Consider the following 14486-nt stretch of genomic DNA (forward strand, 5'->3'; position numbering starts at 1 on the left):
CTCGGGCAAGTACATTGATCGCATGTCGGATCACTGCTCTCAGTGTCGCTATGATCCAAAACAAAGCGTAGGCGACGATGCCTGCCCGCTCAACGCCTTGTACTGGCGCTTTCTGGAACGCCATGCCGACCAGCTTGCTGATAATCCTCGCATGCGCGTCATCTACGGCACGCTCAACAAAATGCCGGCTGAGAAGCGTCGGGCATTGCGCGAACGGGCGGAGACTTTTCTCGATACGCTGACGTGGACGTCACCCTATGGGCAAGGGCAGCATGCAAAAGACTATGGGGAGTGAGGCTTCAAGCGAGGGAAATGCCCGGTGCCTTCGCACCCAGGCCCCGGCTTCTCGCCGGGCTATAAATTCAGCATTGCGGTGGGTGAATGGAGCGCTGGACGCACGTTGGATGAATCATGCGTGGGACGTCAAAATACCAACGGCACGCGCGAAGTCAGCGGAGACTGATAATGAGTGTCACGACCGATCACCTCGTCATGGGCCACCCACTGTACGAGATAGGCGCGATGGATTCCTGCCTGATTGAGCTCGGCATAGACATCGTCCAGGGCACGAAACAGCATCGGTTTGCCACGCCGCATCAGCGGGTAGCACTGGCCTTCGATGTCCTCCATCTCGACGCGGTACAGACGACTGCCTGCGTGGCTTATGACGCGAATCTCGAAGTTATGCTCCGCATCCATGAAGTGTTTGAGCTCTTTGATTTCCATAACGTTCTCCCTGAGAAAATAAAACTCGAAAAGACATACGCCACTTAGCGCAGCGCACGTCCATCTTGCCTTGTTCAGATGACAGAAATGTTGCAATAAGTATGACGAAGACAGTGATCAACGTCTCGTCGAAGAGCGTGCCATCCGTCTAAACCTTGACTGAAAAGAGGAAAAATACACTCATTGAGACGTATCGCCGCGCAAGAAGTTCCACCACTGGCACACTTGGCGAGGGAAATACATAAAGGAAGGAAAGGATATGAAACGCTCAAACAATGAGACGGGGTCCGACCCGACAACCCCTCTCGCCAGGAGCCGGCATACCGGCCCCTGCGTTCACTCAACGTGATGTATCAAGAATCACGCTGGTACGTGGATGGATCGATAGCCACCCCGAGCGAGTTACGATCGACCCAGTTGCCCGCACGGGTTTCCTTGTAGCGAAACACCACTAGATCACCGATCGCGACAGGCAGTTCGGCATCCTCAGTCTGATAGCTGTATGTTTCACCATCGACGACCAGAGAATAACGGTAGAGATCGGGCATCCCCAACCATTCCTTGAACGGCCCTTCACGCTCGACGCTTTCCAGTTTACCGCGCCCCTCGAGCTTAGGGGTACGTTTCTTGCCACGTTGAAATCCGCTCGCCATCTCCCCTCCTGTTCACTTGCGAGCCGGCATTATAAGGCAACACCGGCATGTTTGCCTGGCCATCATCACTCGTCCATATGCTGACCGTAGCTGTCGGGAGCGAGATCCTCAAAACGTGTGTACTTGCCGATGAAGGCCATGTGCACGGTCCCGATCGGGCCGTTACGTTGCTTGCCGATAATCAGTTCAGCCAGGCCGTGATTGTCGGGGTTGTCAGGATTATAGACTTCATCACGATAGACGAAGGCGATGACGTCGGCATCCTGCTCGATAGCCCCCGACTCGCGAAGATCCGACATCACCGGCCGCTTGTTGGGCCGCTGCTCGAGCGAGCGGTTGAGCTGCGACAACGCGACGACCGGGCAGTTGAACTCCTTGGCCAAGGCCTTGAGCGAGCGCGAGATTTCGGAAATCTCGCCGGTACGGTTCTCGGAAAAACCGGGGATCTGCATGAGCTGCAAATAGTCGATCATGATCATGCCGATGTTACCGTGCTCGCGCGCCAGACGCCGAGTGCGTGAGCGCATCTCATTGGGTGAAAGTCCTGCCGTATCGTCAATGAAGAGTTGCTTGTCCTTGAGCAAGTTGACCGCCGAGGTCAGGCGCGGCCAGTCTTCGTCTTCCAGTTGCCCGGTGCGCACACGCGTCTGATCGATACGCCCCAACGAGGACAGCATGCGCAGCATCAAGGCATCGGCGGGCATTTCCATGGAAAACACCATGATAGGCTTGTCACTGGAGATGACCGCATGCTCGACCACATTCATGGCGAATGTCGTCTTACCCATGGAAGGGCGTCCGGCGATGATAATAAGATCCGACGGTTGCAGCCCCGACGTCATCTCGTCCAGATCCCGGAAGCCGGAGGAAAGCCCCGTCATCTCGCCCTGCATGTTGAAAAGCTCGTCGATACGATCGACGGCCTTGCTGAGCAGGTCGCTCATACCGATCGCCCCACCGGTCTTGGGACGGTCCTCACTGATCTGAAATACCAGGCGCTCGGCTTCATTGACCAGCTCGTCAGAGGGCCGGCCCTGCGGAGCAAAGGCGCCTTCAGCGATCTGATTGGCTGCCTGGATCAACTTGCGCAAGGTGGCACGCTCGCGCACGATATCGGTGTACGCACGAATGTTACTCGCCGATGGCGTGTTGCGCGCCAACTCGGCCAAGTAAGCCAGTCCGCCCACGCCTTCCAACTGATCGCGGTTTTCCAGCGCCTCCGAGAGCGTGACCACATCGAGCGGATGCCCTGCTTCGGCGAGCTGCGCCATCGCATTGAAGGTCAGACGATGTTCGTAGCGATAGAAATCGTCAGCGGTCAGACGCTCGGAAACCGTATCCCAGGCGCTATTGTCCAGCATCAGCCCGCCGAGCACTGATTGCTCAGCTTCCAGCGAGTGTGGCGGCACCTTGAGAGCCGCAGTTTCCTGGTCGTGCTCGACGTATTCGCTCATGCTCGTTTCCTGACCGGTCGATATCGAAGGTCGGTGAAGTGCAGACGGTCACCGTTTCGGCCACCCCCATGATGCCGTGATGGCTATACCTTTGCACCTCATGGCCCCTGTCTCACGTACCCCAAGCCCGTGGGTCATGGCACAAAAAGGGCGCGAAGGTTAACCTTCGCGCCCCATACCGGCATGTCACTTGGCGGTAATCGCTTACTCGGCCACGATCACGATGCGCACGCTGGTAGCGACTTCCGAGTGCAGTTGCAGCGTAATGTCGTACTCACCAGTCCGGCGAATCGGGCCTTCTGGCATACGCACTTCGCGCTTGACCACATCAAGGCCTGCCTGCGTCAGTGCGTCAGCCAGATCACGCGGGCCGATAGAGCCGAAAAGCTTGCCTTCATCACCCGCCTTGGCGACCAACGACAGCTCGATTTCAGCCAGCTGTTCAGCGCGTGCTTCGGCTTCGGACTTACGCTCTGCGGCTTGCGCTTCGAGCTCGGCACGTTGCGCTTCAAAAGCGGCAACGTTTTCTTTGGTGGCCGGCACGGCCAAACCGTAAGGCACCAAGTAGTTGCGACCATAACCGGCCTTGACGGCGACTTGGTCACCCAAGTTACCCAGCTTGCCAATCTTATCGAGCAGAATGATATCCATCTCGTTAACCTCTCATCAGTGGTTGCCGGCCAAACGTGCGCGGAAATCCGCGAAAGTATCGACAACGGCCAGCAACAGCACAACCAGAATCGTGGGCCAAGTCGTCAGCAGCAATGCATAAAAGCCGACCAACCAGAACCCGCTCATCCCCTTCAATCCAATCCAACCATGCACCAGCGCAATGCCTGCCACGAGCAAGGGTATCCACGCCAGCATCGTCGCCATCGGCATGGATACCAGCACGCCCAATACACCAACGCCTACCAGCAGCAAAAGCTCCTTGGTGTTCAAGCGCAGCGCATGGAACTCGTTGCGAAAGCCGCCGGGGTTATACAACCCGGCTTGCCAGCTACGCGCTAGTGCCAAACAAGCGACTGCCGCAAGCAGTACCACTAGCCCTGTCACGCCGCCAATCAACATGCCCGCCAACTGTTCGCTGGGCACACCCTGGGCACTCATCTCGGTGAGCATGGCATCGACGTCCGCCGAATTCTGGCGCACCTGTTCGAGCAGCGGTCCCGCCCCACCCGGAGGAAGGAAAATGCCGGACTGGACCAGCACCACACAGACCAGCATGCCGGCAATCAGGGTCTCCCCCCAACGCATCCGAGCGCGTAGTATGGTCGCCATCAGCGTCACCAGCAAAACGCTGGCAAGCGGAACGGCATCCCCCTGCACCCACCACCAGCCGGCTGGCAGCGCGGCGGTAATCAAGACGGGCAGGCCAGGGCCCAGACCGCGACGTAACGTTACCAGCGCGGCGACGGCGGCACTCAGCCAGAACAACCAGGGAATCAACGCCGCAATCAACGTGACCATCGCCGCCTGCGGAGTACCACGCATTACCCAACGGGCCAGTGCCTGCATCGCGCCAGTCGCCTTGTTTTACTGGTGACTGTCGGTATAAGGCAGCAGCGCCAGATAACGAGCGCGCTTGATGGCCGTGGACAGCTGACGCTGATAACGAGCCTTGGTGCCGGTAATGCGGCTGGGGACAATCTTACCGGTTTCAGTGATATAGGACTTGAGGGTATCAAGATCCTTGTAATCGATGTACTTCACGCCTTCGGCGGTGAAGCGGCAAAACTTACGGCGACGGAAAAAGCGTGCCATGGTTTATCCTCCAGAGGTACGAATCAGTTGGCTTCAGCTTCGGCGTCGGCATCAGCGTTCGTTTCGGAACGCTCAACGTTCGGACGCTCGTTTTTCTCTTCACGACGACGCGTCTTTTCTTCAGCCGGCTTCATCATCGGAGACGCTTCGGTGACCGCCTCTTTGCAACGCACCACCAGGCTACGGATGATGGCATCGTTGAAGCGGAAGATATTCTCGATTTCGTCGAGAGTTTCGCCGCTGCACTCGATGTTCATCAGTACATAGTGGGCCTTGTGGATCTTGTTGATCGGGTAGGCCAGATGACGACGCCCCCAATCTTCCAGACGATGCACAGTGCCGCCGTTTTCGGTAACGAGCCCGGTATAGCGCTCGACCATGGCCGGCACCTGCTCGCTCTGATCCGGGTGGACCATGAACACGATTTCGTAATGACGCATGATAGCTCCTTACGGTTTGACAGCTTCCACGAGGCCCGTCATGCACAAGTACCTATACAAGGCTGCAGGACCGCGAGAAGCAAGGAGAGAAAATCTCTATGTTTCCAGACACGCAAAACGATGCCCGGAAAGCCGACCAATTGTAGTGATCACCCCGCGTGCATGCAACTTGTCTCGCCCAACCAGGCATCAAGCGTCATGGCGTTGGCGCACGGCTTCGAACAGACACACGCCTGTGGCAACCGAGACATTGAGACTGGAAACACTACCCGCCATGGGCAGTTTGGCGAGCAGATCGCAGCCCTCGCGCGTCAGCCGGCGCATGCCTTTGCTTTCGGCGCCCATGACAATGGCCACCGGCCCTACCAAGTCGATCTCGTAAAGGTCCTGCGCCGACTCGCCCGCCGTACCGACGATCCATACCCCGTGCGTCTTGAGGCGCGCCATCGCCCGCGACAAGTTGGTGACCTGATAGACAGGCGTGACATCGGCAGCGCCGCAGGCCACCTTGCGCACCGTGGTGTTGAGGGGCGCGGCCTTGTCCTTGGGTACGATGACACCGTGCGCACCTGCCGCGTCGGCGCTGCGCAGGCAGGCACCGAAGTTATGTGGATCGGTCACCCCATCGAGGATCAACAATAACGGCAGAGACGGCTGCTGCCAGGCACCGAGGCGAAACCAAAGCGCTTCCTCGCTCTCGGCCTGCAGCGGTGGCGCGAAGGCGATCACTCCTTGATGCACGGCACCCTTGGCCACTCCATCGAGCGTTTCGCGGGCGACGCCGACGCACTTGATGCCAGCCTGACGGGCGCTCTCCAGAAGGCTTTCAAGGCGTGCCTCGGCACGCCCTTCCTGCAACCAGAGCTCTCGTGGCGGCTGGCCTCGCTCGAACAATGCCCGCACGGCGTGCACACCATACACGGCGTCCAAGCCTTCGGGTGTCGCGACACGCGCCCGGGAAGGTTTAGCTTTCATGATGCTCTACTACCCGCTCTATGGCGCCTATTCAACGCTTGTCACCTTTGCCGCCGCCCTTGCCGCCTCGCGAACGCCGACGCGGCTTGTTGCCGTCACGCTCCTTCTTCGTCGCGTTGCCGGCTTGCCCTTCGCCCTGCTTGCCGCGTGCCGATGCACCATCGCTAGGGGATTTCTTGCGCCGAGCGGGGTTCTGCGGACGCGGTTTCTCGTCGGCCAGTTCGAAGTCGATCTTGCGATCGTCCAGGTCGACGCGCGCCACCTGCACGGTGACCCCATCGCCCAGTCGGTAGGACATGCCGCTACGCTCACCCTTGAGACGGTGTTTCTCGGCCTCGTAATGATAATAATCGGACGGCAGCGAGGTCACGTGGACCAGACCCTCGACATAGACGTCGTCGAGACGCACGAAAACGCCGAACTGCGTTACCGAGGCGATGGTGCCCTCGAAAACCTCACCCAGCTTGTCCGACATGAACTCGCACTTCAGCCAGTCCTCCACGTCACGCGTGGCATCGTCGGCACGACGCTCGGTCATCGAGCAATGCTCACCGAGCTCGAGCATTTGCTCGAAACTATACGGTGCCCATTGGCTGGGCGGCTCTACCGGCGCGCCTTCAGCACGCAGCACCGTATTGGTCTGCCGCGGACCGCGAATCACCGAGCGAATGGCGCGATGCACGAGCAGATCCGGGTAGCGACGAATCGGCGAAGTGAAGTGCGCATAGGCAGGATACGCCAGACCGAAGTGACCATCGTTCTGTGGCGAATAAACCGCACGACTCATCGAACGCAGCATCACCGTCTGGATGACGTCGGCGTCGGAACGACCCTTGATCGCCTCGGCAAGGTCACGGTAGTCCTGCGGCGTGGGATCGTCACCCCCGCCCAGAGACAGCCCCAACTCGTTGAGGAACAGACGCAACTTGTCCAGGCGTTCCGGCGAGGGCTTCTCGTGAATGCGATACAGCGCCGGCAGATCATGCTTGTCGAGAAAGCGCGCCGTCGCCACATTAGCGGCCAGCATGCACTCTTCGATGATCTTGTGCGCATCGTTGCGCGAGCGCGGCACGATTTTCTCGATCTTGCGCTGATCGTTGAAGACGATGGCCGTCTCGGTCGTCTCGAAATCGATGGCGCCGCGTTCCTCGCGGGCTTGCCTCAGGATCGTGTAGAGACTCTTGAGATTCTTGAGCGATGGCACGAGATCGCGATACTGCTCGCGCAGAGCATCCCCTTCGGGGCCTTCGTCATCGAGAATCGAGGAGACTTTGTTGTAGGTCAGGCGCGCATGGGATTGGAAGACCGCTTCGTAGAAACGGTAACGGCTGATCGCACCGTTCGGTGAAATGTTCATCTCGCAGACCAGCGCCAGACGGTCGACCTCGGGATTGAGCGAGCACAGCCCGTTCGAGAGCAACTCCGGCAGCATCGGCACGACCTGGCCGGGGAAGTAGACCGAGGTGCCGCGCGTCAACGCCTCCTGATCCAGCGCGCTACCCGGACGCACGTAGTGCGACACGTCGGCGATGGCCACCAAGAGTTTCCAACCCCCGGACTTGGTCTTCCAGGCACAGACGGCATCGTCGAAGTCCTTGGCGGACTCGTCGTCGATGGTCACCAGCGGCACATCGCGCAAGTCGATGCGGTGCTGCTTGTCGGCCTCGTCCACGGACGTGGACATGTCGGCGATCTCGGCATGCACTTCGGGCGGAAATTCGGCAGGAATCTCGTAACTGCGGATGGCGATGTCGATTTCCATCCCGGGATCCATGCGTTCGCCGAGCACTTCCGTGACTTCGCCCACCGGCTGCACGCGGGTCGCCGGCTGCTGGGTGATACGAGCCGAGACGATCTGTCCGTCACGCGCGCCGCCGCTGACGCTATGCGGGATGATGACTTCCTGAGCGATACGCGATTTCTCGGGAATCAGCACGCCGAATTCGGCGGTATTCTGACGGTAGATGCCCACCAGCGACTGCGTGTTGCGGGCGATGACTTCAACGATGGTCGCTTCGTCACGCCCGCGCCGATCACGACCGCTGACACGCACCAGCACCTGATCGCCGTCGAAGACACGCCGCATTTGACGTGGCGGCATCACCAGGTCGGGCTTCTTGCCATCTTCTCGGATCAAGAAGCCCATGCCATCACGGTGGCCCTGGACCTTCCCCTTGATGAGGTCGAGCTTGTCGATCAACGCGTAGGCGCCACGTCGATTGCGTAGTATCTGGCCTTCACGCTCCATCGCAGCAAGCCGCCGACGCACGCCTTCCAGGCGCTCTTCATCATCCACCGCCAGCATACTACTGAGGTCTTCGGGTGTGATGGGCTTACCGTATTCTTCCAGGCGGGCGAACAAGTATTCGCGGCTGGGGACCGGATTATCGTATTTACTCGCTTCACGTTCCGCATGCGGATCGTCACTGAGCTTCCAATGATTCATGGTAATGACTTCCTTACAGGCGAAGTGGCAAGTAAACGTGGTGCGCCAATGGCGTTGTTATAAAATTCAATCATGCCGCCAGTATAGCGGGCACAGCCAGTCGACCCAACCATGACGACTACCTGCCTGCCAAGAAACAAGGCATGATGCATGGCGAAGTGGCTTGCATTCGCACTCAAAATGGGTATTATACATCGCGCCTTGCCCAGGTGGCGGAATTGGTAGACGCGCTAGCTTCAGGTGCTAGTGTCCGTATGGACGTGGAGGTTCAAGTCCTCTCCTGGGCACCATCGATCTTTCACGAGATCGACGCAAGGCAACGCCCGGATGGCGGAATTGGTAGACGCGCTAGCTTCAGGTGCTAGTGTCCGTATGGACGTGGAGGTTCAAGTCCTCTTCCGGGCACCATCAGAAACATCAGTAAAGTGCATGACGCGCCCAGGTGGCGGAATTGGTAGACGCGCTAGCTTCAGGTGCTAGTGTCCGTATGGACGTGGAGGTTCAAGTCCTCTCCTAGGCACCACCGTGCATGCTGATTTATAATGTTTCAAAGTCCCCGCTCTCTAGAACCCCCTTTCTGTAACTCCCTATTCTCCTATTGGTAACGCCCGGGTCGCCGCGCGACACGCTGCAATCCCCACCCGTCTGTCTCGATATTCGCTTCCAAGGACGTTTCGACACCTTCCGGCAAGCGTGGGAAAAAATCGAGCCGCGTTCTCGCTTCGAGCTCATCGATACTGACCAGAAAACGGTCGAGCGGCTCGTCGCCACGCACCGTCTGCGGAATCAGGAACGCCAGCGCCCGCGGATGCTCACCAGGCACCACGATGATCTTGTAAAACGCCGACGGCACTTGGGTGAAGCCCACCCGATGCATGAAGCGCTCATCGAAGACCGGACCGGTGACCACTCGGAGTTGCTCGAAGCGCGGTAGGAAATCGTCCATCACGACCTCTTCGAGACGTTGCCACACACGCCGGTTCAAATCGGGGCGCTGCGGCGTGATATTGGTCATCTGGAAGGTATCGAGCTGGGCCGCACGCCCGTATACGCGGGCAATGGCGTAGTTGGGAGCCAGGTGGCCGCGGTCGTAGCCGCTGTGCGTGTACTGATCCGAAGTGACCGGCCACAACGAGCGCCAGTCCTGCGCAAAGCCATGCGGGCGATCACCGATCGGCGCATCAGGCGTTTCATGAAGCGAATAACTGACCCATAGGGGGCTGACCCGAATATCCGACCACCCCACCAGAAAGGCGTCACTACGCAGTACCCGGTTAAATCCTTGCCAACTGGTGGTCTGCCACGCGGGCACACCCATCCAGCTAAGCTGGTCGCGGACCTCGCGCTCCTGCCAATACCACAGGCCGGACCCCACCACGGCAAAAACCAGAGAAATGCCCGCGCCACGCACCAAGCGCCGAAACTGATAGGAAATAACGGCGATCATGCCGGCGACGTGTCCTTGTCCTGCGAAAACGAAAACGTGAAGTGAGCGATTACCCTAGACGATGAGGACGCCGCTACCAACCTAACGAGAACATGGTCTCGAGATCGTGACGCGAATGCACCTGCATGGCGTTGAGTGTCTCCGTTTCACGAATGCCCTCGACCTCCATCAGGCGCTCGGTCACGAGCTGCGCCAGCGACTCGAAGTCGCGCGTACGGGCAATGGACACCAGGTCATAACGGCCACAGGTGGAAAACACCTCGCTGATCCCCTCCAGCTCGGCCAACCGCTGGGCGACCGCATTGATCTGGCCCTTTTCCACATCGATCAAAATCACCGCACTTTGCATGACACTCTCCTACACTGCCTACTGCACTCGGGGCGTCGCACCCGCCTAGGCCGGCACGCTCAAGACGCACCGGCACGACACTTCGCCGACGGCGCGAAGGCCAGTATATCAGCCCTGCGCACCGCGGCTAGCGACGCGTTTCAGTCACCGCCTGGCGCATCACCGGGGAGCGGCCACTGATACCGGGGAGCGGCCACTGATAGCGGCGATATCCGCGTTCATCGTGAATGGCACTGATGGTAAGCATCTCATCACGATCGCCCTCGACGAATTCCTGGTTGCCGGAACTGACGATGGTCCGTGAGCCACCAGGGCCATGCTGAAACACCGGCTCGGAAATGTCCTTGGTGAGGTTCGAAACCTTCTCGCCACGCTCCATGTCGGTGATCGAGCGCCGGTTGACTGCTTCCTCCACCGAGCGCTTGATATGACTGCGATAGCGCTGCAGGAAACGCTGCCGGTTCACAGTGATCTTGTTCTTGGCATTGGCGCGTCGATCAATGAAATAGCGCATGTCGCTCACCTCGTCACCAATATTTGTCGATAGATTCGGCGCCCCTCGTAGCTCGTAGCCCGTAGTATTTCCTTTCAACGAAGCGCCACGACCCTGGACATGAGAGCCCATAAACGGCCATTGGTTCGTTGAAATCCAAAAAAGGCGGGCCAGGCGAGAGTACATCGATACCCTCGCCCTGGCGTCTCGATCAGGCAGCCGACAAGACGTCGCGCGCATCGTCGAGCAAGCGATCGAGCAGTGCTTGGGTGGTGTTCCAGGCACAGACGAAGCGCGCACCGCCCGCGCCGATGAAGGTGTAAAACGTCCAGCCGCGCTGGCGCAGGGTCTCTAGTACCGCGACGGGCAACGTCACGAAAACACTGTTGGCCTGGGCGGGAAACATCAACTCAGCTCCCGGCAAGGCAGCGAAGCCTTCCGCAAGATAACGTGCCATGCCATTGGCATGCTCGGCGTTACGCAACCAGGCGCCGCTTTCCAGCAATCCCAGCCAAGGTGCCGTAATGAAGCGCATTTTGGAGGACAGTTGCCCCGCTTGCTTGCAACGGTAACCGAAATCCTCCGCCAGGGCGTGATTGAAGAAGACCACCGCCTCGCCCATCGGCAAGCCATTCTTGGTCCCCGAGAAGCACAACGCATCGACACCGGCCTGCCAGGTGAGCTCCGCCGGCCTGGCCTCGAGCGACGCACAGGCATTGGCGAAGCGCGCCCCATCCATGTGCACGTGCAGACCATGTTTATCCGCCATGGCACGAATCGCCATCAGCTCATCGCGGGTATACACGGTGCCCACCTCGGTGGCCTGGGTCAGCGAAATCGTGCGCGGCTTGGGGTAGTGGATGTCACTACGCTGCGTTACCAGCGACTCGATCCCCTCGGGCGTCAACTTCCCATCCGCACCCGAGCATGTCAGCAGTTTGGCGCCGTTGGAGAAAAACTCCGGGCCGCCGCATTCGTCGGTTTCGATATGCGCCAGTTCGTGGCAAATGACGCTATGAAAGCTCTGTCCCATCGAGGCGAGTGTCAGCGAGTTGGCAGCGGTACCGTTGAAGACGAAAAACACGTCGCAGTCATAGTCGAAGAAACGACGAAAGCGGTCGGCGGCTTTCTGAGTCCAGGCATCGTTGCCATAGGCGAGATCATCGCTTTCGTTGGCACGCAACATATAGTCGAGCGCCTCGGGGCAGATGCCGGAGGTATTGTCGCTGGCCAGAAAACGCGGCGTACAGTCGGATTCCATGCCTTGTTGTCCTCATAGGTGGCGAGAAGGAAGGACGCTTGAAACGCAACGCCAGGCGTCGGGTGCCAACGTCTGCCGTTAACCTGCAAAAAATTGCGTCTCGATCCAGTCTACTCATCGCCGCCTCTCATCGGAAGCCCGCCAGCATGCGCCTTCTTATACACGCGCTTTTTTAGAGGGGGAGTTACAAAACGGGCGAGCGAAGTCAAGACAAGGCAAAATCGGGCGAAAAAACGGAGTTTACACGGGGTAAATGAGTATTTTGACCGGGCTCGCGTACGAGGCCGATTTTAACGCCGGATTGTCGAGCGCAGTCCTTTTGAAAACACCCTCTTATAAACGTGCCGCCAGACGAGTGCCCTGATCGATGGCCCGCTTGGCATCGAGCTCCGCCGCCGCCTGCGCCCCGCCGATGACGTGCACTTCACAGCCGGCCGCCGTCAGCGGCGCTTCGAGATCCGTCACCGATACCTGGCCGGCACACACCACGACCGTCTCCACCTCGAGGCATTCCCGGTGACCATCACGCACGATATGCAGCCCCGCAGCATCGATGCCGAGATACTCGCAGCCGCTGAGCATGCGCACCCTACGCTGGCGCAGGGCGGCACGATGCACCCAGCCGGTGGTCGTGCCCAGCTCCTTGCCGGGCTTGCTGGTCTTGCGCTGGAGCAGCGTCACCTCGCGGGGCACCCTCGGCGCTTGCGGTGTCACGAGACCACCCCGTGCCGCCAACGACAAGTCGACGCCCCACTCGGCACACCACGCCTCGCGATCCAACGCGGGATGCTCGGCATGGGTCAAGAGTTCCGCAACATCGAAGCCGATCCCGCCGGCGCCGATGATCGCCACGCGCTCGCCGACACACTCGGGGTGCATGATCGCCGTGGGATAGTCCACCACGCGCGGATCCTCGCTACCAGGCAGCGACAACGCCCGCGGCGCGACGCCCGAAGCCAGCACCACGACATCGAAGGCCCGCAAGCGTTGTGCCTCGGCCGATGTATTCAGGCACACCGTCACATCCAGCGCCTCGAGCATGCTGCGGTAATAGCGCAGCGTCTCGCGAAATTCTTCCTTGCCAGGGATACGCTGCGCGTAGCGAAATTGACCGCCGATCTCGGCCTCGCGTTCGAAAAGCGTGACGCGATGACCGCACTGCGCCGCCGACACGGCAGCCGCCAGCCCCGCCGGCCCGGCCCCGACCACCGCGATGTCACGCGGCGTCGCTGCGGGTGCGAGCGTCAATTCGGTCTCGTGACAGGCGCGTGGATTGACCAGGCACGAGGTCAACTTGCCCTGGAAGGTGTGGTCCAGACAGGCCTGGTTGCAGGCAATACAGGTATTGATGAACGCCTCACGCCCCTCGCGCGCCTTGGCCACCCACTCGGGGTCGGCAAGAAAGGGGCGCGCCATCGAGACCATGTCGGCGTGCCCTTCGGCCAGCACACGCTCGGCCACCTCGGGCATATTGATGCGATTAGTGGCAATCAACGGCACCTTGAGCACCTCCCGCAGGCGCCGCGTGACCTCGGTAAAGGCCGCTCGCGGCACGCTGGTGACGATGGTCGGCACGCGCGCCTCGTGCCAGCCGATCCCGGTATTGATCAGGTTGGCGCCCGCCGCCTCGATCGCGCGCCCCAGGGCTACGACTTCGTCATGGCTGCTGCCGTCCTCGACCAGGTCGATCATCGACAGGCGAAAGATGATCAAAAAATCATCGCCCAGTGCCCGACGAATGCGCTGCACGATCTCCACCGCGAAGCGCATGCGCTTCTCGAATTCGCCGCCCCACTCGTCGTCGCGGTGGTTGGTACGCCGACACAGGAACTGATTGATCAGGTAGCCTTCCGACCCCATGACCTCGACGCCGTCGTAGCCCGCCTCGCAAGCCATTTGAGCGCAATTGACATAGGCCTCGATCTGCTCCGTCACCTCATCGCCGCTCAACGCCCGGGGCGTGTAAGGGTTGATCGGTGCCTTGAGCGCCGAGGGCGCTACCAGGGCAGGCGAATAGGCATAACGTCCGGCGTGCAGGATCTGCATGCAGATATGGCTGCCTTCGGCATGTACTGCCTGGGTCACCTGCCGGTGCGCCTCGACCTCGTCCGGCTCGGTCAATTTGGCGGCGCCTTCGAACACAGCACCCTCGGGAATCGGAGCGATGCCGCCGGTGACAATCAACGAGATACCCGCGCGTGCCCGTTCGGCATAGAACGCCGCCAGACGCGCGAAGCCTTCGGGGGCTTCTTCCAGATTGGTGTGCATCGAGCCCATCAGAATGCGGTTATCGAGCGTCACGGGCCCCACGGTCAGCGGGCGAAAGAGATGCGGATACTGAGTCACGGCGCGTCCTCGCTTGCACACGGTTTGAAACCACCATACATTTTCAAACAACTGTATGAACAGTGTAGCGAAGGCGTTCCGGGAGGCAATCCCGACCAAGGGCGCAGGCATGACTACCTTCTCACGCTAGAC

General features: G+C 59.9%; 13 protein-coding genes, 3 tRNA genes and 2 pseudogenes. 4 read left to right on the top strand and 14 right to left on the bottom strand.

Annotated features, from left to right (window positions below; all coding sequences use genetic code 11):
• Positions 1-295: pseudogene (locus tag OP495_RS08565) on the top strand (cryptochrome/photolyase family protein); the annotation flags it as partial.
• 128 nt (positions 296-423) lie between these two features.
• Here the strand turns inward: OP495_RS08565 and OP495_RS08570 are convergent.
• From OP495_RS08570 to rnr, 9 genes are all read right to left on the bottom strand, one after another.
• Positions 424-726, bottom strand: a complete 303-nt coding sequence (locus OP495_RS08570; RefSeq protein WP_280563048.1) for a DUF6482 family protein — start codon at positions 724-726, stop codon at positions 424-426.
• Positions 727-1079: 353 nt separating this feature from the next.
• Positions 1080-1379, bottom strand: a complete 300-nt coding sequence (locus OP495_RS08575) for a hypothetical protein (protein ID WP_280563047.1) — start codon at positions 1377-1379, stop codon at positions 1080-1082.
• A gap of 65 nt (positions 1380-1444) precedes the next feature.
• A complete protein-coding gene (gene dnaB, locus OP495_RS08580) occupies positions 1445-2833 on the bottom strand; it encodes a replicative DNA helicase (protein ID WP_280563045.1) in 1389 nt (462 codons plus the stop codon).
• A gap of 204 nt (positions 2834-3037) precedes the next feature.
• Positions 3038-3484, bottom strand: a complete 447-nt coding sequence (gene rplI, locus OP495_RS08585) for a 50S ribosomal protein L9 (RefSeq protein ID WP_280563043.1) — start codon at positions 3482-3484, stop codon at positions 3038-3040.
• 15 nt (positions 3485-3499) lie between these two features.
• On the bottom strand, positions 3500-4351 hold the full coding sequence (locus OP495_RS08590; RefSeq protein WP_280563041.1) for a hypothetical protein: 852 nt from the start codon (positions 4349-4351) through the stop codon (positions 3500-3502).
• 18 nt (positions 4352-4369) lie between these two features.
• Positions 4370-4597, bottom strand: a complete 228-nt coding sequence (gene rpsR, locus OP495_RS08595; protein WP_040244525.1) for a 30S ribosomal protein S18 — start codon at positions 4595-4597, stop codon at positions 4370-4372.
• Positions 4598-4620: 23 nt separating this feature from the next.
• Positions 4621-5037, bottom strand: a complete 417-nt coding sequence (gene rpsF, locus OP495_RS08600) for a 30S ribosomal protein S6 (RefSeq protein ID WP_280563040.1) — start codon at positions 5035-5037, stop codon at positions 4621-4623.
• A 189-nt stretch (positions 5038-5226) separates the two neighbouring features.
• Positions 5227-6012, bottom strand: a complete 786-nt coding sequence (gene rlmB / locus OP495_RS08605) for a 23S rRNA (guanosine(2251)-2'-O)-methyltransferase RlmB (RefSeq protein WP_280563039.1) — start codon at positions 6010-6012, stop codon at positions 5227-5229.
• Between the two features lie 31 nt (positions 6013-6043).
• On the bottom strand, positions 6044-8458 hold the full coding sequence (gene rnr, locus OP495_RS08610) for a ribonuclease R (protein ID WP_280568568.1): 2415 nt from the start codon (positions 8456-8458) through the stop codon (positions 6044-6046).
• 203 nt (positions 8459-8661) lie between these two features.
• Here rnr and OP495_RS08615 point away from each other — a divergent pair.
• The 3 genes from OP495_RS08615 to OP495_RS08625 all read left to right on the top strand — a co-directional run bounded on the left by OP495_RS08615 (position 8662) and on the right by OP495_RS08625 (position 8981).
• Positions 8662-8748: transfer RNA gene (locus OP495_RS08615), tRNA-Leu, on the top strand.
• A gap of 31 nt (positions 8749-8779) precedes the next feature.
• Positions 8780-8866 (top strand) — tRNA-Leu (locus OP495_RS08620).
• Positions 8867-8894: 28 nt separating this feature from the next.
• Positions 8895-8981, top strand: a tRNA-Leu gene (locus OP495_RS08625).
• Positions 8982-9053: 72 nt separating this feature from the next.
• Here the strand turns inward: OP495_RS08625 and OP495_RS08630 are convergent.
• The 5 genes and pseudogenes from OP495_RS08630 to OP495_RS08650 all read right to left on the bottom strand — a co-directional run bounded on the left by OP495_RS08630 (position 9054) and on the right by OP495_RS08650 (position 14354).
• Positions 9054-9905 (bottom strand): DNA/RNA non-specific endonuclease, encoded by an 852-nt coding sequence (locus tag OP495_RS08630; RefSeq protein ID WP_280568570.1) that lies wholly within the window; start codon positions 9903-9905, stop codon positions 9054-9056.
• 73 nt (positions 9906-9978) lie between these two features.
• Complete coding sequence (locus OP495_RS08635; RefSeq protein ID WP_280563034.1) at positions 9979-10254, bottom strand: Lrp/AsnC ligand binding domain-containing protein; 276 nt, start codon at positions 10252-10254, stop codon at positions 9979-9981.
• Between the two features lie 253 nt (positions 10255-10507).
• Positions 10508-10768: pseudogene (locus OP495_RS08640) on the bottom strand (DUF444 family protein); the annotation flags it as partial.
• Between the two features lie 190 nt (positions 10769-10958).
• Positions 10959-12008, bottom strand: coding sequence for a low specificity L-threonine aldolase (locus OP495_RS08645; protein ID WP_280568573.1), 1050 nt, complete (start codon positions 12006-12008; stop codon positions 10959-10961).
• Positions 12009-12341: 333 nt separating this feature from the next.
• The gene (locus tag OP495_RS08650) at positions 12342-14354 is read right to left on the bottom strand and encodes an NADPH-dependent 2,4-dienoyl-CoA reductase (RefSeq protein ID WP_280568576.1); all 2013 of its coding nucleotides are present in this window, start codon (positions 14352-14354) and stop codon (positions 12342-12344) included.
• Positions 14355-14486: the final 132 nt, after the last annotated feature.

The sequence above is a fragment of the Chromohalobacter sp. 296-RDG genome, from assembly GCF_029889885.1.
Classification (GTDB): domain Bacteria; phylum Pseudomonadota; class Gammaproteobacteria; order Pseudomonadales; family Halomonadaceae; genus Chromohalobacter.